At 44.4% G+C, this 19,414-nt stretch carries 18 protein-coding genes; 11 read left to right on the top strand and 7 right to left on the bottom strand.

What is annotated here, in order from left to right:
• Nucleotides 1–612 carry a fumarylacetoacetate hydrolase family protein gene (locus NFI81_RS23850; protein ID WP_234615991.1) on the bottom strand — a complete coding sequence of 204 codons (612 nt, stop codon included), beginning with the start codon at nt 610–612 and terminating at the stop codon, nt 1–3.
• 209 nt (nt 613–821) lie between these two features.
• On the opposite strand from NFI81_RS23850, the gene NFI81_RS23845 reads away from it, so the two are divergent.
• From NFI81_RS23845 to NFI81_RS23835, 3 genes are all read left to right on the top strand, one after another.
• The gene (locus NFI81_RS23845; RefSeq protein ID WP_234615990.1) at nt 822–1,457 is read left to right on the top strand and encodes a C40 family peptidase; all 636 of its coding nucleotides are present in this window, start codon (nt 822–824) and stop codon (nt 1,455–1,457) included.
• A gap of 115 nt (nt 1,458–1,572) precedes the next feature.
• Entirely contained in the window at nt 1,573–2,793 is a 1,221-nt protein-coding gene (locus NFI81_RS23840; RefSeq protein WP_234615989.1) for a hypothetical protein, read from the top strand.
• Nucleotides 2,790–4,442 carry a DUF8832 domain-containing protein gene (locus tag NFI81_RS23835; protein ID WP_234615988.1) on the top strand — a complete coding sequence of 551 codons (1,653 nt, stop codon included), beginning with the start codon at nt 2,790–2,792 and terminating at the stop codon, nt 4,440–4,442. Before NFI81_RS23840 ends, NFI81_RS23835 begins: the two co-directional genes overlap by 4 nt.
• 5 nt (nt 4,443–4,447) lie before the next feature.
• On the opposite strand, the gene NFI81_RS23830 is transcribed toward NFI81_RS23835, so the two are convergent.
• Nucleotides 4,448–5,104 (bottom strand): HAD family hydrolase, encoded by a 657-nt coding sequence (locus tag NFI81_RS23830; protein ID WP_234615987.1) that lies wholly within the window; start codon nt 5,102–5,104, stop codon nt 4,448–4,450.
• A 311-nt stretch (nt 5,105–5,415) separates the two neighbouring features.
• Here NFI81_RS23830 and NFI81_RS23825 point away from each other — a divergent pair, with 311 nt between their 5' ends.
• From NFI81_RS23825 to NFI81_RS23805, 5 genes are all read left to right on the top strand, one after another.
• Nucleotides 5,416–5,856 (top strand): hypothetical protein, encoded by a 441-nt coding sequence (locus NFI81_RS23825; protein ID WP_234615986.1) that lies wholly within the window; start codon nt 5,416–5,418, stop codon nt 5,854–5,856.
• Between the two features lie 15 nt (nt 5,857–5,871).
• Nucleotides 5,872–6,342, top strand: coding sequence for a hypothetical protein (locus tag NFI81_RS23820; protein WP_234615985.1), 471 nt, complete (start codon nt 5,872–5,874; stop codon nt 6,340–6,342).
• Between the two features lie 90 nt (nt 6,343–6,432).
• Nucleotides 6,433–6,924, top strand: a complete 492-nt coding sequence (locus NFI81_RS23815) for a hypothetical protein (RefSeq protein ID WP_234615984.1) — start codon at nt 6,433–6,435, stop codon at nt 6,922–6,924.
• 52 nt (nt 6,925–6,976) lie between these two features.
• Nucleotides 6,977–7,486: a 2-C-methyl-D-erythritol 2,4-cyclodiphosphate synthase gene (ispF, locus tag NFI81_RS23810; protein WP_234615983.1), complete on the top strand. Its 510-nt coding sequence runs from the start codon at nt 6,977–6,979 to the stop codon at nt 7,484–7,486.
• Between the two features lie 25 nt (nt 7,487–7,511).
• The gene (locus NFI81_RS23805; protein ID WP_234615982.1) at nt 7,512–8,645 is read left to right on the top strand and encodes an amidohydrolase family protein; all 1,134 of its coding nucleotides are present in this window, start codon (nt 7,512–7,514) and stop codon (nt 8,643–8,645) included.
• A 5-nt stretch (nt 8,646–8,650) separates the two neighbouring features.
• Here the strand turns inward: NFI81_RS23805 and NFI81_RS23800 are convergent, their stop codons facing one another.
• Nucleotides 8,651–9,766 (bottom strand): tetratricopeptide repeat protein, encoded by a 1,116-nt coding sequence (locus NFI81_RS23800; RefSeq protein ID WP_234615981.1) that lies wholly within the window; start codon nt 9,764–9,766, stop codon nt 8,651–8,653.
• Nucleotides 9,767–9,913: 147 nt separating this feature from the next.
• Between NFI81_RS23800 and NFI81_RS23795 the strand changes: the two genes are divergently transcribed.
• Nucleotides 9,914–11,170 carry a M16 family metallopeptidase gene (locus tag NFI81_RS23795; protein WP_234615980.1) on the top strand — a complete coding sequence of 419 codons (1,257 nt, stop codon included), beginning with the start codon at nt 9,914–9,916 and terminating at the stop codon, nt 11,168–11,170.
• A 4-nt stretch (nt 11,171–11,174) separates the two neighbouring features.
• On the opposite strand, the gene NFI81_RS23790 is transcribed toward NFI81_RS23795, so the two are convergent.
• Together NFI81_RS23790 and NFI81_RS23785 are read right to left on the bottom strand one after the other, a co-directional pair.
• Nucleotides 11,175–12,104: a glycoside hydrolase family protein gene (locus NFI81_RS23790; protein ID WP_234615979.1), complete on the bottom strand. Its 930-nt coding sequence runs from the start codon at nt 12,102–12,104 to the stop codon at nt 11,175–11,177.
• Nucleotides 12,105–12,127: 23 nt separating this feature from the next.
• Nucleotides 12,128–13,420 (bottom strand): M16 family metallopeptidase, encoded by a 1,293-nt coding sequence (locus NFI81_RS23785; RefSeq protein WP_234615978.1) that lies wholly within the window; start codon nt 13,418–13,420, stop codon nt 12,128–12,130.
• Between the two features lie 91 nt (nt 13,421–13,511).
• Here NFI81_RS23785 and NFI81_RS23780 point away from each other — a divergent pair, with 91 nt between their 5' ends.
• The gene (locus tag NFI81_RS23780; protein ID WP_234615977.1) at nt 13,512–14,630 is read left to right on the top strand and encodes a glycosyltransferase family 4 protein; all 1,119 of its coding nucleotides are present in this window, start codon (nt 13,512–13,514) and stop codon (nt 14,628–14,630) included.
• On the opposite strand, the gene NFI81_RS23775 is transcribed toward NFI81_RS23780, so the two are convergent.
• Entirely contained in the window at nt 14,631–16,037 is a 1,407-nt protein-coding gene (locus tag NFI81_RS23775) for a tetratricopeptide repeat protein (RefSeq protein WP_234615976.1), read from the bottom strand.
• 77 nt (nt 16,038–16,114) lie between these two features.
• Complete coding sequence (locus tag NFI81_RS23770; RefSeq protein ID WP_234615975.1) at nt 16,115–17,113, bottom strand: SDR family NAD(P)-dependent oxidoreductase; 999 nt, start codon at nt 17,111–17,113, stop codon at nt 16,115–16,117.
• Nucleotides 17,114–17,281: 168 nt separating this feature from the next.
• Between NFI81_RS23770 and metG the strand changes: the two genes are divergently transcribed.
• A complete protein-coding gene (metG, locus tag NFI81_RS23765) occupies nt 17,282–19,351 on the top strand; it encodes a methionine--tRNA ligase (protein ID WP_234615974.1) in 2,070 nt (689 codons plus the stop codon).
• Nucleotides 19,352–19,414 lie beyond the last annotated feature (63 nt).

Genomic DNA, 19,414 nt, shown 5'->3' with positions numbered 1-19,414 from the left:
TTACCTAACGAACAGTTCGAGCATCTTCTTGCCCTCGATGGACGCCGTAAGCTTATCCCCGATCTGCACGGGCCCCACGCCCTTTGGCGTTCCTGTAAAAATCAGGTCACCTTTTTTGACCATAAAATATTTTGAAACAAAAGAGATGAGGTAATTAATGCGGTAAAGCATCATGGAAGAATTGCCGTTCTGGCGCGTTTCACCATTTACATCCAGACTAAAATTAATGTTCTGAATGTCTTCAAAATCTGAAACAGGGACGAATTCAGAAACCGGAGCAGATCCGTTGAATGCTTTCGCCAATTCCCAGGGCAAGCCCTTTGCTTTCAATTCGGATTGTAAATCTCTCGCCGTGAAGTCAATGCCCACACCGATCTCTTCGTAATATTTGTGCGCAAAGCGCTCTTCAATGTTCTTTCCTACACGATTGATCTTCACCACAAGTTCTACTTCGTAATGCACGTCCTTCGAAAAATCAGGATAAAAGAATGGCTCCCCTGCCCTGACCTGCGCTGTCTCCGGCTTTAAAAAAATTACGGGAGCGTCCGGTTTTTCGTTATTTAATTCAGCAATGTGCTCGGTATAATTCCTTCCTACACAAATAATTTTCATTAGGAGCAAATAAAATTTGGATTCGATTAAAACACAACAAAACTACTTACAAAGCGGTCAGGGACATAATATTTAGCCTATTTTTTCATACAAAATCGTACCCTGTTCACCCTATCCAGAGTGACATATTCGTTGGTTATTCCATCAGTTCGCTTCATAAATCTTTACTATTTTTGGTAAAAGTATCGTTACTAACAGAAAGCTTGCGCATGAAGAACCACATTACCCGTTGTTTTCAATTCACGATCTGCACGTTGGCATTAACCATACTTTTATCTGCCTGCGATACGCTTCGTAAAACCCCGGAAAGATCCAAGTCTTCAAGATACGCACCTTCAAGGTCATCCAAATCGCGGGGAGCTGTGGCGCGCAGGCCTCCGGCAAGAACGCCTGCCAGAAAACCTGCTACTGCTTCAAAACCAACATATAGCAGGCCGGGAGATCTGCCCGCATCCGCTGTTCCGCAAGTGGTCCAGGTTGCCCGCACCTATGCCGGAACTCCTTATCGCTCAGGCGGAAATGATAAAAATGGCATTGATTGCTCCGGTCTGATATGCTCAGTTTATTCCGAAATCGGTGTAAAAGTCCCACGGATTTCGTGGCAGCAATCTGAATTTGGACAGGAAGTGGGCAGCATTAAGGACATTAAGCCCGGTGACTGGCTGTTTTTTGTACCGGAAGCTGGAAAAGAAGGCTATGTTTCCCACGCGGGCATTGTGACCGACGTCCGAAATCAGGACGAGATTATGTTTATTCATGCTTCCACATCGCGCGGCGTGCGGGAGGACAATCTTTTTTCCAATTATTTCAAAGGAAGATTCGTCAAAGCAATGCGCCCATTCTAAGCCGTTCAGTCATTGACATTGTATTTTTTCGTGTAAAATAGGGGTAAAGCACTCGACGACTGTCTGTTCTGCATGATAAATATTATATTGAAGCATTAAATCCTTTCTCAACTTTATGGAAACTACTATTGGCCCTCCGCCAAATGTCGGAGGCCGGGTTGTCCGGCTTAATACCAGTCCTGACATCCCTATCTACATTTACGCCACAGTTTTTGCGTCCTTCTGCGTCATTACCGGCCTGATATGGGACATTTGCTGGCATATGAGCATTGGCCGTGACGGACTTTTGTCTCCTCCACACCTCGTTATTTATCTCGGCGCCGTTGTTGCCGGTCTCTTTTCCGGGTTTGAGATTTTGAGAAAAACATTCTGGGGAAAGGATCTGGAAAAAGCAGCCAGCGTGAAAATCTGGGGCTTTTTTTATAGCTCATTAGGATCTCTTTTTTGCGTTTGGGGCGCATTGGCTATGCTTACTTCTGCACCATTCGACGACTGGTGGCATAACACTTACGGACTGGACGTTACCATTCTCTCACCGCCTCATACGGTGCTGATTTTAGGTATCATTGGCATTCAGTTTGGTGCAATGATCAGCGTCATCGCGGTCAAAAATCAGCTCAAACTGCGTTCGGCACAATTTGTCGACAAGAAAAAAGCGCTGGATAAAACATTGTTCTGGCTTTTCGCTTTGTCGGCTGGCTTTCTGTTAACCATTTGGTATACATTGCTTTCCGAAGAACTTGGGCGCATGCGCATGCATCGTTCGAGCCTTTACATATTTTCCTCCGCAGCATTTCCAATTTTGTTAATGGCAGTAGGCAAAGCCGTGCGCCAAAAATGGGCGATCACTGCTGCAACCGGCGTTTATACATCGTTAATGCTGCTCACACTCTGGATCATCCCTTTGTTTCCAGCCGAACCGAAATTAGGCCCGATTTTGAATCATATCGATCATTATCAGGGTTTCCAATTCCCGTTGCTGCTCATCATTCCGGCCATTGCGATTGATTTCCTGCGCCATCGTTACGGTTATATGAATGATTGGAAGCTGGCTGTGATTTTAGGAACTGCCTTTTTATTGGTTTTCTTTTTTTTTCAATGGTTTTTAGGGTCATTTCTGATGGAATCACCTTATGCGAGAAATTGGTTTTTTGGAAGCCATTACTGGTATTTCGGGAACAGCCCGGATTGGGAATATCGCTACAAATTTGGCCCGTGGATGGTGGAAACGACGCCTGAATTATTAAAAGGATTGGGCATAGCATTGATCGCCAGTTTGATTTCAACACGCATTGGTTTGGCCTGGGGCAACTGGATGCATAAAATTCAACGATGAAAAATTTTATATTAATCATCCTGCTTTTGGCGGTCTGTGTGACTGCAAAAGCACACGTAGGAAGCGCCGGCGTGCAAATGCAGGGACAGGCCGGTCCATATAAAGTGCTGGTGAGCATTGAACCGCCAGACGTTATTCCGGGAACTGCAAAAATTACTGTTTTCGTCGAAAATGGCAATGCTAAAAAAGTCCTGGCCCGGCCCATTTACTTTTATTCCGGGGACAAAGGCGCGCCGTCGCCGGATGAACTTACACAAGTGGCAGGACAAACAGGCCAGTTTCAGGGAGTGGTTTGGCTAATGGAATCGGGTTCTTCCGGTGCACAGATCCAAATTGAGGGCGATCAGGGCAAAGGCGAGCTTGTTGTCCCTATTGCTGCCGTATCCACCGCCGAGCGCGACATGCCGAAAAATCTGGGCATTGGACTGAGCATTTTGGGTGTTTTGCTCTTTTTACTAATGATCACAACCATTGGCGCAAGCGTCAGCGATGGGATTTTAAGGCCAGGGGAGACATTAACGCCCGTTCAAAGAAGAAAACGCTGGGTAAATATGGGCATTGCAACTGTGATATGCTCGCTCATTTTATATGGAGGAAGCAGCTGGTGGGATAGCTGGGCGGCCGAATACAAACAGTGGCTTTACAAACCCATTAAAGGAAGCGCGGCTATTCTGCAAGCCAATGATCAAAGGGTTTTTCAATTAAAGATCGATACAACAGGCTGGAACGTGCAGCGCCGGGGCAGCATGCTCAGTACATTGATCCCCGATCATGGCAAGCTTATGCATACGTTCCTCGTGCGCACGCCGGGACTGGACGCATTCGCGCACATTCATCCCGAACGCAAGGATAGCACCACATTCGAAGCATTCCTTCCTAAATTGCCGGCTGGTAAATATCTCGTTTACAGCGACATTGTACAGCGATCAGGCTTCGCTGAAACCATTGTAGACACCATTGACATTCCCGAACAACGCGACGCGAAAGCTTTGCTTGTTACAGCAGAAGAAGATACTTACGTTGTCACTGACCCTATTAATGCCCCGGGCAATGTGCCACTGGATGAGAATGTTGTCATTTGTGGCAAACCAGGAACCAAAACAGTCTTTAAAGACGGCTCCTATGCGGTGTGGGAGGGAATGTCTAACAAGCCATTGGATGCCGGAAAGCCGTATCAGCTTACATTTGAATTTTTCAATCCCGATGGCAGCGCTTGTTATCCCGAACCATATCTCGGCATGACCGGACATGTGGCAGTGGTGCGTACGGACGGTTCGGTTTACATTCATTTACACCCAACAGGAACATTTGCAATGGCTGCCGAACAGACATTTAAAGACCGCATGGCCGACACTGCAACGACTGCAAAAGCGCCTGCGCCCGCGATGTTCAGAGATAGCATTGATCGTTATCTGGCCAAATTAAAGGCTATGCCCATGGAAGAGAGGGAAGTTTTTTTAATGACTGAAATGGGTATGTACGACATAAAAGACGGCGCCATGACCGGCATGGACCATGGCAACCGTATTTCTTTCCCTTATTCTTTTCCAAAAGCGGGACGTTACAGGATCTTCCTGCAATTGAAAAGAAATGCAAAAGTCCTTACCGGCGCTTACGATGTGACGGTGAAAGACGCGGTCACATTATAACCGGTTCAGAACAAAGCTTTGATTTTCTGATAAGTCATCTCCCTGTAATTTTCAATGTAAAGATTGCAGGGAGGTAATTCTTCTTTGGTATGAGAGCTTAATACGCCGACCACACGCATTCCAGCATTAATAGCAGCTGAAACGCCGGAAAAAGAATCTTCAAACACAACACATTGATCGGGCTCGACGCCCAGATTTTTCGCGCTGGTCAAATACACTTCGGGATCCGGCTTGTGCTTTTTCACATTTTCGCTCGCCATTATGGAGCCCAGATGTGAACGGATCGGAACTTTTGTCAGGATAAGATCCAGGTTGGCTTGCGGCGCTGAGGTGGCCACGCCCAATTTGACACCATTGCTATGCAAATCATGAATAAAAGCGACGATCCCTTCAATGGGATCTATATATGGTTCGTAGATCTGGCGAAAAAGACTTTCTTTTTCATTCTCCATTTGCAAAAGTTCTTCTCCTTCAATGACCCTTTGCAGAAAATGGCTGAGAATGTAACTGTTGCTTTTGCCAAACATGTGCATTGCAAATTCTTCGTCCGTAGGTGACAAGTCGCGTTTGGAAAAAAATTCGCGAAACGCCATCGAATGATAAGGGTTGGTATGGCAGATCACGCCATCCATATCAAAAATTACTGCTATTTCTTCTTTCATCGTGCAAAGTTAAACATTCAGCATTTTCCCAATATGCATCCCGGCACTTTTCAGGCAACACAAACAATTATTCTTTCCAAATTAGCTTGTTATACCGCAGTACGAACCCGATATTTAGGGCAAAACGAGGGAGAACTTTGAGTCGGAACTGATATATAATTCTACTTTTTATGTCACCGATTGCAGTTTATAAGGTTATTCTATTAAATTTACTATACTTACCCTGGCTATTTCCGGAAATAGCACGCAGGACCTGCCACAACGTAATTACTGGTGGTTTTCTTTGCAAAATAATGATACGTTACTAATGTATGAGTGAATTAGAGCCAATCAAAAACGGAGTTACCAAAGCGAATGGTAATATGACTTCTTTGGAAGTTTATGATAAATACGGAGCAATGGCGTACGGTATAATTCTACAAATTTTGCCGCAGGTTCATCTGGCTCAGGAAGTGTTGGTTAGTGTGTTTTCTTCGCCGCAATTACAGGCTTGCAACAGTTACCCGTTCAGCTTCGCTGCTTGCATTATAAAGTTGGCAAGGGCAAAAGCCGTGGAAGCCAAACGGAAGTTAATGGCCATTGCGCCGGTGGCGGATCCTACCAATGCGTCGGACGCAACACCGGAGAAAATTTTTGACCTGTCTTTCTGCCAGGGCTTCACACCGGAAGAAGTGGCCGGTAAATTGAATATATCTAAATCCGAGGTTCTTCGTTCTTTTCATGAATATTTTAAATTATACCGTAACGCGTAACAATCGAGGCATATAGTGGAAACACAGGATTTTATTGAGAGCGGCATTTTAGAGGCGCATTTGTTGGGGTTGTCCGATGAAGAAGAGAAAGAACTCGTAAAACAAATGGTGGAAGAAAATCAGGAAATCAAGGAGCATCTGGTTGATATTGAGTCGGATATAACCCGCTATTTCAATGGTTCAGCGGTTACACCTCCACCTGCATTACGCGAAATCATTCATTTAAGAAGCACTCAGGAAAACTTCCGCAAAGAGAAGCATACATTTAAAAAGAAGGCAGCAGAGGAAGATCAAAATACCAGGTTTCTGGATGTTGAGGTTAATGATACGCACATTAAGGTCCACAAATTTTGGCGTCCGGCATTCATAGCTGTATTTATTTTATCAAAAATTTTCCTGATCGCCGGGCTGTATTATTATTTCAAAGCGGTTAATCAGGAAGAGCAAATCCAGAAACTGAAAACAGAAATACAGCAGGTTAAATAGTCTGACAACATTCATAAAACAAGCCGGAAGTCACGTCGTGATCTTCCGGCTTGTTTGTTTATATTTGGAAAAAAACACATTATACAATTTATGAAAGACAGAGAAAGAATTAGTACCCTCGAAGAGTTAATGTCAGAAAACCTGATTCGTTTGGACAGACTGGAAGTTGGGCAGTCTGAACTGAAATACGGGCAAACCGTTCTTCTACAAAGCATGACCGATCTGACTAAGGTAGTTAGAAAGAACTCGACTGACATCGAGGCCTTGAAGGGTGATAGTAAAATCTTGAAGGGAGATGTGGCAGTCTTGAAGGAAGATGTCGCAGTCTTAAAGAGCGATGTGGCAGTCTTGAAGGAAGATGTCGCAGTCTTAAAGAGCGATGTGGCTGTCTTGAAGGAAGATGTCGCAGTCTTAAAGGAAGATGTGGTATATCTGAAAGAAAACATGGCAACGAAACAAATGTTTGCCAGTCTGTTAGAAGCAATGGTAAATGGCTTTGACCGGACGGACAAACAATTCGCCAAAATGCACGACGAAATGGTTTTGTTGCGGCAAGATGTAAACATTCTAAAAGCCAGATAACTGCTCCACTAAAACGCCAAATTACTACGTTCCTCAATCTTAAAATAAATACATGTTTCCGTTTCGCGTTGGTCAGGGTTATGATGTGCATCAGTTGGTAGAAGGCAGGCCTTTTTGGCTTGGAGGGATTTTGATCCCGCATTCTCACGGTGCAAAAGGCCATTCCGATGCCGATGTAGTTTGCCACGTAATGTGCGACGCGCTGCTGGGTGCCGCGAACATGCGAAACATAGGTTATCATTTCTCAGACAAAGACCCGCAATGGAAAGGCGTCGATAGCAAAATTTTATTGGCAAAAGTGCTGGAAATGATCCGTGAGAAAGGTTTCGAAGTGGGCAATGTTGATGTTACAATCGTTTTACAAAACCCAAAACTAAATCCGCACATTCCTGATATGAAGGCCTGCCTCTCGTCGGTTACAAATATTCCTGAACAAGACATTTCCATAAAAGCAACCACTTCCGAACATCTGGGATTTGTGGGCCGTGAAGAAGGAATTGCCGCCCACTGCATAGCATTGATATATTTACCCAATATTTTTCCTGTAAATCAGGATCATTAAACCAAAACCCCTGAAAAACGCCTTCATGAAAAAAATTCTTCTTGCCCTCACCATTACCATTGGTTTTACCTTTATCGCTTGCGCACAGGAAGGCGGACAGCTCACACAACCGCTTGGTTTCGAGGAGTACGATCCGGTTTCGACTTTGAAAGTTGAGGAACACATTACCAAGAGGGCTAAGTTTCCTTTTATTGACGTCCACAATCATCAATATCAGATGCAGACCCAGGATCTGAAAGCGCTGACGCAGCAAATGGATGCGCTGAATATGGGGATAATGGTCAATTTGAGTGGTCGGGGATGGTCACAGGAATGGGAGGAAGGAACGGCTACCTTGAAAGGGTCACTGGAAAATGTGGCGAAGAACCAGCCGAAACGCATTGCCATATTTACAAATCTTCAATTCAAAGGTTTTGGTGAGAAAGACTGGTCTGCAAAGGCGGTGGCACAATTGGAAGCAGATGTAAAAATGGGTGCGAAAGGGCTTAAAATATACAAAAGCCTGGGTTTTAGCGGCATCAAGGACGACAAAGGAAACCGTGTTGCGGTTAGCGATCCGCGTTTGCAGCCTGTATGGCAGAAATGTGGTGAACTGGGAATTCCGGTTTTGATCCACACTGCCGATGTGCCGTCATTCTGGGATCCGATGGACCGTTATAATGAACGCTGGCTCGAATTAAAAACGCATCCTAACCGGAGGAGAGGCGCAAAAGATCCCGTTCCTTTCGACTCCTTAATCGCGGAGCAACATCACATTTTCCGCAGCAATCCAAAAACAACATTCATTAACGCGCATATGGGCTGGTATCCCAATAATTTAAAAAAACTGGACAGCTTAATGGTCGTTTTCCCAAATATGTATGTGGAAATTGGAGCAGTAATCGCAGAACTGGGCCGCCAGCCGAGAGCAGCAAAGCAGTTTTTCGATAAATATCAGGACCGGGTTTTATTTGGAAAAGATAGCTGGGTGCCTGCGGAATATGCGACCTATTTCAGGGTTTTGGAAACGGAAGATGAATATTTTCCTTACCACAAAAAATACCACGCATTTTGGAGAATGTATGGAATGGGCCTTTCTGATGAGGTTTTGAAAAAGCTTTATTACAAAAATGCACTGAAAATTATTCCCGGACTAGACAAGAGCCTTTTCCCAAAATAACCAGTTCATTTAAAGGCTTTGGCCTCCTTAATCACGGATCTGTACTCCGCTTTCCCGAGACATTTTTTATAATAATCCCTGGCTTTTCCCTTGTTACCGGCGCGTGCAGAAATCCTGGCCAGTCCGGCGTAGGCCATTGCATGATATTCTTTAGTGTATTGATCGTCATGCGGCGTTTTCAACGCAAGAAGATACTCCCGTTGCGCGGAAGCGTCGTTTTTCTCGTGTTTCTCGTCCATAAGGCCTTGAAATGTCCGCCAGGCAACAGGATAAAAGCCATGATTGACCTTTTTTAAAGCCATAAGCTCCTTTCCGGCTTGTTCATATTTTCCAGATAACAGCAAGGACTCGATGTTTTTCATAAGAAATAGCGGATTTTTGGGATACAAATCTATTAGCCTGTCCGTATAAAAAACTGCTTTTTCAGGCTTGGATTCGTATTTAAGATAAATGTGCGAAATGTAAAAATTCGCTTCTGCGCGGGTGATTGTCCCCACTTTCGTAGCATTATCTATTTGCTTTAAACCCAACGCCTTATCCCCGCTTTTAAAAAACAACATGAGCGGTTTTACAATCGAATGTTCTTCGGGATACACTTCAACGTAATAGTTGTACATGCCCGAAGTGAAGTAAAATTCGGGGTTCTTATTAATTAGTTTCAGGCCCTCGACGAATGCATTATACGCTTTTTTGCCCTCCCCTGCCGCATTCATCATTTCGCCTTTGTAATTGTACATCATGGCCATGTAACCGCGTGCCACCATGGTATAAAAAACGGCCTCCGGATCGAGGCTATTCTTACCATATTTCTTATTAATGGCATCCAGACATAGATCCAGCTTATGGATATACTCTTTCGATTTGGCAGGATTATCCTTAATGGGTAAGTATTTCCAGAAAAGAACAAATGAATCCAGAATGTGTGAAACGGGGTGATTAGGATACTTTTTATCAACCTGGTCCATGAAAACCTGAGCCTCGTCAAACTCGTAATTATATATTTTGTCCAAACTGTTCTGAACGTTTTTTAATGACGCCCGATCATTCAAAAGTTGCGCAGGGGCCGGAAGCGAGGAAAATAAGAGTGTAAAAAAGAAAAGGAATCGAAGCGTATCTTGCATGGCATTTACTATAAACTCAAAATGGTTTGGTGGAACCGCACCTGAACATTAGCTTTGTTAATAACCCAAAAACAACATTGCGGGTTTCGGTTCCAAAGTTTTATTTGGGCGGTTTTGATCAAAAAAATTATTTTACTCACTGATATTATGATTCGTTACGAGCAGTTTACCCTGGATAATGGCTTGAAGGTTTTTGTTCATGAAGATTTTTCAACACCAATGGCTGCCGTAAACATCTTATATAATGTGGGTTCGCGGGATGAAGATGAAGAGCGCACCGGGTTTGCCCATTTGTTTGAGCACCTGATGTTTGGCGGCTCCAAAAACATTCCCAACTACGATATTCCCGTCCAGAATGTGGGTGGAGAAAACAATGCTTTCACTTCCCCGGACATCACCAATTACTACATTACATTACCCGCAGATAATATAGAAACGGCTTTTTGGCTGGAATCGGATAGGATGATGAGCCTTTCTTTTGACCCCAATGTGCTGGAAGTGCAGCGAAAAGTGGTGATTGAGGAGTTCAAACAGCGTTATCTGAACCAGCCTTATGGCGATATGTGGCTGAAATTAAGACCATTGGCTTACAGGCAACATCCCTATCGCTGGGCCACGATCGGGAAGGACATTGACCATATCGAAAGGGCAACTATGGAAGACGTCCAAAACTTCTTCTTCCGTTTTTACAGGCCCAATAATGCGGTAATGGTGGTTGCAGGAGCAATTAAGACTGCCCAGGTTCGTGAAATGGCAAAGAAATGGTTTGGTGATATTCCTGCAGGAGCGCCTTATGTGCGTAATGTTCCAAAAGAGCCTGCGCAAATTGAAGCGCGGCATTTGGAAACTTCCGCAGCAGTGCCTTTAAATTCGTTGATAAAAGTGTTTCACATGCCGGGCAGATATGAAAAGGGCTTTTATGCAACCGATTTGCTGAGTGACATTCTTGGTCGTGGGAAATCCTCGCGTTTGTACCAGAGTCTTTTGAAAGAAAGGTCTATTTTTAATAGCATAAGCGCCAGTGTTACTTCGTCCCTTGATCCCGGCCTGCTTTTGATAAAAGGAAATTTAAATCCCAATGTCAGCCTCGAAGAAGCAGACGCAGCTGTGGGCGAAATATTGAGCGAAATGGTTGCAAACGGTGCTAATGATGACGAAGTGAACAAGGTCAAAAACCAGTCGGAGGCTTCGCTGGCTTTCTCCGAAGTTGAGTTGCTGAATCGCGCCATGAACCTGGCTTTCGCAGCCAATGCCGGTAATGTGGATTGGGCGAACGAGGACGCAGAAATCATCCGAAACCTTACTTCTAACGACATCCACGAAGCAGCCAAATCGATTTTAAGGCCGGAAAACTCCTCAACATTATATTATCGGGCAGAAGAAAAGCAGGTTGCACTTGCTTAATGTTTTATTTCGCAGACTGTTTAGGGAAATAAACATTGACTTCGGGATGCATAGTGTAAAGCCGGAATTTGCTACCGTCATTCACCAGTATTCCGCTTGATTTATCACTGCCCATGATGGGATTTTTTGCGTATTTTTTCCAATGCACAAGATCCTTTGAAACTGCAACATTCATTGTCCATTCCCGCCAGTCTTTGAAAGCCGATGCGTGGTAATAGGCGTAATAAAGGCCATTATACTTGATGATCTGGTTAAACGCAACCGCAAACTGGTCATATTTTTCAGGACCGGTTTTGAGCACGGGTTCGTCCTGCACATTAGTCCAGATCTTCAAATCAGTGGAAGTCGCGAGCCAGACGGCCGCATCATTGCGCTCGTAAAAAAGATACCAGGTCCCATTCTCTTTCCATACAGCGGGCGTGCCATAAGGCCCCTTCCCTAGCGGCTGTCCATTTTTAAGGCGAACATCCAATGCGCCATTGTCTTTCCAGTTGATCTTGTCAGAAGATGTCAGCAAATGGGCTGTATCGCCGCGACTTTCGGCAAACATATAATAAGTGCTGTCAGATTTTAGGACGCAGATATCTTCAATCCATAATGACGAATGAATGGGCTTTTGGCCTGATCGCTTCCATGTAATGCCGTCGTTTGAACTGGCTAATCCCAGGTATTTGATGGAATCGCCCGTGGCTTTGGTGTAGCCGGTGTACCACAAATAATAAGTGCTGTCTTCTTTCAGAATATAACCCCGCTCACGGATCTTTTCGTCCCAGGTTGTGGAATCACCTGTTCCTTCAAAAAGTGGATTGCCTGAATGTGCTTCGAAACTGACCAGCTCTTCTGGAAATTCCCCTGGTTGCTCGTCGGTTTGCTTGCGGTCGCAAGCGATTAATAGTGTGCAAACAATCCAAAGGAGGCAGCTACGGCGTATCATGTTGAGGGAAACAGTTTTTTGTCCTAATCTTCGGGAAGAAAAGTCAGATAACTGAAATTCTCCTCTTTGAACATTTCCTGCGCAATTTCCTGTAACTGCAATGCGGTGATCTGTTCGATTTCCGTAAAGATTTCCGGAAGTGAATCCACACGGCCTGTGTCAAGCAGACTTTTGGCCATCATCAGCATAAAGCTCATGTTACTTTCCTCAGACATAGCCAGCTGCCCCATGAGCTGCACCTTGGTTTGATGCAGTTGCAGCACGGACAAAGGCACTTCACGTATTCTTTTCAGCTCTTTATGGATCAGGGAAATGCTTTTGGTTAATTGTTTTTGCTCGGTTCCGAAGAAAATGCCCATAAAACCTGTGTCCAGATAAGGCGTATAATTTCCCTCAATAGAATAAACAAAACCATATTTTTCACGCAGCGACAGGTTAAACCTGGAATTCATTCCAGGCCCGCCAAGCAAGTTGACCAGCATAAAAAAGGATAACCTTCTGTCGTCGAGCAACGGATAAGCCGGCTGACCCATCGCACATTGCGCCTGTGAAATCGAGCGCTCTTTTTGCTGACTCACAGGAACATACGCCAACGGCGCCTGCCTGATCCTGGAAGTTTTACGATGCGGAACGTTGCCCAAATATTTCTCTGCAACACGGATCACTTTTGAAAAAGGCAATCGGCTTACAGATGAAACAACAATGTTTTCTGTGTCAATGTTGTCATTGATGAATTTCATTAAATCCTCTTTACCAAAGGAATTGACTGTCTCAGCGACGCCTAATATGTTATTTCCCAAAGCATGGTTGGGGAAAATAAGTTGGTCAAAATCGTCCTGAATGGCGTCCTCGGGAGAATCAATATACATGGACATTTCCTCCAAAATCACATTCCGCTCGCGCTCGATCTGCTTTTCAGGGAAAACAGAATGAAAGGTAATGTCCGCAAGTAAGTCCATTGCCTTGTCGAAATGATCGTCCAGGACCGAGGCGTGAAAACAGATTTTTTCTTTGGTCGTGTAAGCATTCAGCTCGCCGCCTACATTCTCCAATCTGTTGATAATGTGGTAAGAACTGCGCTTTTCTGTTCCTTTAAAGGCCATATGTTCCCAGAAATGGGCAAGACCTTGCTGATGCGGCAATTCATCACGACTTCCAATATCGAGCATGATGCCGCAATGCGCGATTTGCGTATAAGGAACCTGCTTGTGAGCAATGCGGATTCCGTTAGCAAGCGTATGTAAATGGTAATCTTCTGTGATTGGTAGCGTGGTGGATTTGGGGTTACCCTGTTTACGGACGTTATCTCTCTTCATTCCTTTTGAACACAAAATAGACACCAATAATTTTCGGTGGTATCCACAAAATTACAGACTTTTGCTCTGAAACCCTTGAAAAGCACCAGTTATGCGTATCGGATTTGATGCTAAGAGAGCTTTTGCCAATAAAACCGGACTTGGAAATTACAGCCGCTTTGTACTCGATGCGCTCCTGACAAACGAAAAAACCCAAACTTACCTCGCCTACGCGCCCAAAAACAAGGCAGAACTTTTTACCGAATTTCCGGGAGATAACATCCGCCTTCCGCAAACTTTCCTGGACAAGAAACTATCCGCTTACTGGCGATATGCTTCTATAACCCACCAATTAAAGGCTGATGGCATTGATGTGTTTCATGGACTAAGCAACGAACTTCCGCAGGGTTTGCAAAAAGCTGGAATTAAGTCTGTGGTGACCATTCATGATTTAATTTTCGAACGACTGCCGCATTTGTTCAAGCCTATCGACCGGTTGATTTACAGAAATAAATTCCAGTCTGCATGCCGCCGGGCAGATTCAATTATTGCCATTAGTGAGCAGACCAAACGCGATTTGGTAGCGCTTTATCATGTGGATAGTCAAAAAATCCAGGTTGTTTATCAGGATTGCAATCCGATTTTTAAACGCCAAATTGCGCATAGCCAAAAGGAAGAAATAAGGCGCATTTATGACATTCAGGGACCATACATTTTGTGCGTAGGAACATTGGAAGAGCGCAAAAATCAGCACAGGTTAGTAGAGGCATTTGCTAATGTTGCCAGCAATGATTTTCAGCTTATTCTGGTGGGGAAACCTACGCGTTATACGCCCAAAATTTTGGAATACATTAAAAAATATAATCTGGAAACTAAGGTAAAAATCCTCCGGGATGTTCCTACGGCACATTTGCCTGCGCTTTACCAGGAAGCTGAAATATTTGCATACATCTCCATTTACGAAGGTTTTGGCATTCCCATTCTGGAAGCATTACACAGCGGAACACCCGTTTTGGCAGCGAAAGGTTCGTGCCTCGAAGAAGCCGGCGGCCCCGGAGGATTGTATGCAGATCCTTATCAAAAAGAAGACATCAGCCATCAGCTTAACAAACTGATCACTGATGCCGCTCTAAGAAAACGTCTCGTAGAAGCCGGAAAACAACATATCAGTCAGTTTTCGGGCGAAAATATTGCTCGTCAGCTTGTAGATTTATATGAAAATCTACGCTAATTATTTTTCTCTGTATTGTTCTATGATCCTGAACAATGCTTTCTGTTTTTCCAGATCAGGGAAAAAGTCGAAAAGCTGTATGTGAGCGTCGTAATCCAAGGTTAAGCCCGTTTCCAGGTTCAGTAATGCTTCGCGATATGTGCCTGCATGGATCTGATAAACGGCCATGCGGTAATATAGATCCGCTTCCTCAGGCATTTCATCAATAGCAGCCTGCAAAAGATCACAAGCGCGAACGTAATTGCCTTGTTCAAATAACACATGAGACCATTTTAGCCAGATATCCGGATTGGACGGCTCAATTTCGGCTGCTTTTTCAAATGCTTCAAACGCTGAAATGACGTTACCAACTTTGAATTCGGTTTCAGCCAGCGCGAGCCAGTAATCCGGGTTTAACTCTGTGATTTGTATTGCTTTACGCAAAAATCCAACAGCCTCATACCACCGCCCAAGCTCACTGAAACAAATCCCCAACCCATACCAGCCATCATCCCATTGCTTGTCCAGCTTAACGGTCTGACGATAATATTTAATTGCTGTTTCAAATTCGCCCAGCTTCTCATAGCAAGTGCCCAGGCAGCAGCAAGTTTCCGGCTGTTCGCCTTCCAGCTCAATTGCTTTCAGATATTGCTCTTTCGCATCCTCGTACTTTTCAAGGTTCATGTACGAATTACCCAGCTGGAAAAACGCAGAAGCGAAATCTTCCTTCACCAATGTTGCATACTCGTAAGCATTCACCGCGTCCTCGTAACGTTCCAGTTTACTGAATGCGATGCCGAGATTATACCAGGCATGATGCGAAAACGGATCGCGGTCAACGAGTTCATTATAGTAGTCCAGATGGCTTTCCAGCTGCCCTACCAGATCCAGGCAATGTGCGAGTTCATATAATGCACTTTCATTATTCAGGTTATTCCGAAGCGACTTTTTATAAAACTTGATCGCATCATCATATTTCCCCCAATTCTGGTAAGTCTGTCCTATTTGAAAATATATTTCATCCTGATCTTCAACACGCTGCAATAAATTTTCCAAAACCTCGATGGCTTCTTCAAATTCACCGATCATATTGGAAATGGCAACCTGCATGAAAGAAATTTCAATGTCGCCGGGATGGAAAAGTGAAGCCCTTTCGAGAATTTCCTGCGCGAGCTCATGTTCGCCGCGGTTGGCATGAAGCTGCACCATATTAAGTAAAAGGTCCAGCGAATAAGGATAGTCCGACAAACCTAACTCACACGCTTTATAAGCCTTATCCCAATCTCCTTCTTCAATGTAGTGAACCGTTACTTTTTCATAAGTATCCAAATCAAAAAAAACCGGCTCACTTGTTTTAAGCATTCTTTCAAACCTGAGCAATGTTTCTTTCATATAATCCTTTCTTTCCCCAAAATTTTTCTCCATCATACGAACTGTCAGGTTAGATTTGAGGGCTAACGCACCACTAATTAATTAGAGAAAGTTATAAAATAAATAATCGTTATTCAAATCTTGCCGAGCAAACTTTCACTTACTCTGGCAACCGTTCGTTCAATGGGCTGAAACTGAAAACCCAATGCTTTCCTGATCTTTCCGTTGTCATAACTCACCTTTCTGGCCGCAGACTTGGCCGTTTCCTTGGTAATCAAAGGTTTTGTTCCCAGCAACCACGTCCTTACCGCTTCGAACCGCCAAATAATTCCCGCCAGTCCGGCGCCAACTTTAAATGATGGCCGCTTTTTATGCATGGCATCCGCGATAGTATTGAACAAATTCTGATAGGAAATGCTCCCCGCATTCAACAGAAATCTTTCTCCCGAGATATCCGATAACAAAAGCTGAAATACAATGTCTGCGACATCCTTTACGTCTACATAATTTGCAATGCCTTCTGTATAAAAAGGTTTTTCCTTGAAAACGTAGCCAAATATCTGCGTACTGCTTTTGCTCCAGTCTCCTTCACCCAGGATCAGTGTAGGATTAACAATCACTGCATTAAGCCCTTCCGCGATCCCGCGCCAGACTTCCAGCTCTCCTAAATGCTTTGTTTTGGCATATTCAGAATTTTCGGGAGAATCTTCCCATCGATGATTTTCATCCAGGATCACATTCTTCCCGGGAATGGCTTTTCGGGCATCCGGGCGACCAATTGCCGCAATGCTGCTCACGTGGCAAAGTTTACCAACATGATATTTGAGACACACATTCACAACATTCGCAGTTCCTTCCACATTCACCTTGTACATGGCTTTCCGCTCCTTCGGAATAAAAGAAACTACTGCGGCCGTATGAACAACCATATCCATATTTTCCACTGCTTTTTCCAAAGAGCTGATATCCAGTATATCACCCTCTATCCAATGTATTTTTGACACATGGTCCGCAAGAAGGCTGCGATCAGAACCAGGCCGCACTAATGCAAAAACCTCATGATTTTCAGAAAGAAACTTCTTTGCAGTCGCACTTCCAACCAAACCCGTCGCACCTGTAATGAGAACTTTCATGTGTTAAAAACAAATAGTCATTGCCAAAGTTCTCAATAAAAAAGTACGGACAAAACAATCCAGCAGTTTTAACGAGAGATTATGATTTTCATCCATCGACGGCGTGACTGAAGGCCTTTTTGCTAATTTTACGTTTTAAACCTTTTTTATATTACCCGAATTACCAAGATGCCCATTCCCGATCCAAAACGATATACTGTTACCGCCGCGCTGATCTATGCCAATGGCCCCATTCATATTGGTCATTTGGCTGGATGTTACATACCGGCAGATATATACGTTCGTTACCTGCGCTCCAAAGGGAAAGAAGTTGCCTTCATCAGCGGAACCGATGAGCATGGCGTCCCCATCACCATTCGTGCCAAAAAAGAGGGGTTGACACCGCAGCAGGTCGTTGATAAATATTACGCGCAAATCGATGCTGCTTTCAAAGATCTGGGCATTTCGTTCGATATTTATTCAAGGACCAGCAAAGCGGTTCATCACGAAACCTCTCAGGAAATTTTTAAGGATCTTTACGATAAGCATGTCTTTGTTGAGGAAACCACTGAGCAGTATTTTGATGAAACGGCGGAGCAATTCCTGGCCGACCGATACATTGTCGGGACTTGTCCGGTTTGTGCAAATCCAAATGCGTACGGCGACCAGTGCGAGCGTTGCGGTTCAACATTGAGTCCCCTGGAACTGAAAGATCCGCGATCCATGCTTTCCGGTGCAAAACCTATTTTGAAGGCGACCAAAAACTGGTATCTGCCACTGGACACCATGCAGCCTGATATTGAAAATTACATTAACAGCCATACTGAGTGGAAAACCAATGTTTTCGGGCAATGTCAATCATGGTTAAAAGACGGCTTAAAGCCGCGCGCCATGACCCGCGACCTTGACTGGGGAATTAGTGTGCCGCTTCCTGATACGGAAGGAAAAGTTTTATATGTGTGGTTTGAAGCGCCTATCGGCTATATTTCTGCCACAAAAGATTGGTTGATCCAAAAGAATGGAACGGATGAAGGCTGGAAAAAATGGTGGCAGCCCACTGCTCCGGGTGAAGAAACCAAGCTCGTCCATTTTATCGGAAAAGATAACATTGTTTTTCATTGCATCATTTTCCCTGCCATGCTAATGGCAGAGGGCAACTATATTTTGCCTGATAATGTGCCTGCAAACGAGTTTATGAACCTGGAAGGCGATAAAATTTCCACTTCCAGAAATTGGGCCGTATGGCTTCATGAATATCTTGATGAACTTCCCAATAAGCAGGATGTGCTGCGTTATGTACTAACGGCCAACGCGCCTGAAACCAAAGACAGCGAATTTACATGGAAGGATTTCCAGACCAGAAATAATAGCGAGCTGGTTGGGATTTACGGCAATTTCATCAACCGCGCCATTGTCCTGACCCAGAAATTTTGCGAAAGCAAAGTGCCTGCAAGAGGAGCTTTGCAGGAAATAGACGAAATTGCACTGAAAGACCTGGCGGAATTCCCGGCGCGTATCGCTGAATCATTGGAAACTTACCGGTTCCGGGAAGCGCTTACTTTAATCATGGATCTGGCCAGATCAGGCAATAAATATCTCGCAGAGACGCAGCCGTGGCATGCAATCAAAACTGATCCTGAGCGGGTTAACACCATTTTGAACATTGCTTTACAAATTTCGGCGACATTGTCCATTGTCTCGGAGCCTGTGCTTCCTTTCACGGCCGCGAAGATCCAGGAACAGCTTGGCATGACGAATATTACCTGGGAACACGCTGGAAATCAAGACCTCCTTTCTCCCGGACAACCGGTTTTGGAAGCAAAATTGTTATTTGAAAAGATTGAAGACCACGTGATTGAACAACAGATCCAAAAACTGCACGACGCAAAACGAATGAATGAGCTGGAAGGAAAAACAGTTACGGCGATCAAACCGGAAATCCAGTATGATGATTTTGGAAAAATGGATATTCGCGTGGCAACAATTGTTGCGGCGGAGAATGTTCCCAAGAGTAAAAAGTTACTCAAATTGCTTGTAAACATCGGCATTGAGCAGCGGACGGTGCTCAGCGGGATATCAGAGCATTTTTCTGCAGAAGAAGTGATTGGTAAGAAAGTGTTGTATCTGGCAAATCTTGCTCCGCGGAAGATGATGGGACTGGAAAGTCACGGAATGATCCTGATGGCAGAAGACCGGGACGGAAGCCTTGCCTTTGTGCAACCCGGAAAAGAAGTCTGGAACGGCGGAACTGTAAACTAATTATATCAGCCAATACAAAAACGGCTCTTGGGAAACCAGGAGCCGTTTTTTTGTTTGATTTAT

Source organism: Dyadobacter fanqingshengii (genome assembly GCF_023822005.2).
GTDB lineage: Bacteria > Bacteroidota > Bacteroidia > Cytophagales > Spirosomataceae > Dyadobacter > Dyadobacter fanqingshengii.
This window is presented reverse-complemented; position numbering and strand designations above follow the sequence as displayed.

Coding starts and splice junctions, on each gene's coding strand:
- NFI81_RS23800 (WP_234615981.1), bottom strand. CDS start 9,766: ATGCAAGATACGCTTCGATTCCTTTTCTTTTTTACACTCTTATTTTCC.
- NFI81_RS23835 (WP_234615988.1), top strand. CDS start 2,790: ATGAAAAATTTTATATTAATCATCCTGCTTTTGGCGGTCTGTGTGACT.
- metG (WP_234615974.1), top strand. CDS start 17,282: ATGCCCATTCCCGATCCAAAACGATATACTGTTACCGCCGCGCTGATC.
- NFI81_RS23850 (WP_234615991.1), bottom strand. CDS start 612: ATGAAAATTATTTGTGTAGGAAGGAATTATACCGAGCACATTGCTGAA.
- NFI81_RS23825 (WP_234615986.1), top strand. CDS start 5,416: ATGAGTGAATTAGAGCCAATCAAAAACGGAGTTACCAAAGCGAATGGT.
- NFI81_RS23830 (WP_234615987.1), bottom strand. CDS start 5,104: ATGAAAGAAGAAATAGCAGTAATTTTTGATATGGATGGCGTGATCTGC.
- NFI81_RS23805 (WP_234615982.1), top strand. CDS start 7,512: ATGAAAAAAATTCTTCTTGCCCTCACCATTACCATTGGTTTTACCTTT.
- NFI81_RS23770 (WP_234615975.1), bottom strand. CDS start 17,113: ATGAAAGTTCTCATTACAGGTGCGACGGGTTTGGTTGGAAGTGCGACT.
- NFI81_RS23795 (WP_234615980.1), top strand. CDS start 9,914: ATGATTCGTTACGAGCAGTTTACCCTGGATAATGGCTTGAAGGTTTTT.
- NFI81_RS23785 (WP_234615978.1), bottom strand. CDS start 13,420: ATGAAGAGAGATAACGTCCGTAAACAGGGTAACCCCAAATCCACCACG.
- NFI81_RS23845 (WP_234615990.1), top strand. CDS start 822: ATGAAGAACCACATTACCCGTTGTTTTCAATTCACGATCTGCACGTTG.
- NFI81_RS23840 (WP_234615989.1), top strand. CDS start 1,573: ATGGAAACTACTATTGGCCCTCCGCCAAATGTCGGAGGCCGGGTTGTC.
- NFI81_RS23775 (WP_234615976.1), bottom strand. CDS start 16,037: ATGATGGAGAAAAATTTTGGGGAAAGAAAGGATTATATGAAAGAAACA.
- NFI81_RS23815 (WP_234615984.1), top strand. CDS start 6,433: ATGAAAGACAGAGAAAGAATTAGTACCCTCGAAGAGTTAATGTCAGAA.
- NFI81_RS23780 (WP_234615977.1), top strand. CDS start 13,512: ATGCGTATCGGATTTGATGCTAAGAGAGCTTTTGCCAATAAAACCGGA.
- NFI81_RS23790 (WP_234615979.1), bottom strand. CDS start 12,104: ATGATACGCCGTAGCTGCCTCCTTTGGATTGTTTGCACACTATTAATC.
- ispF (WP_234615983.1), top strand. CDS start 6,977: ATGTTTCCGTTTCGCGTTGGTCAGGGTTATGATGTGCATCAGTTGGTA.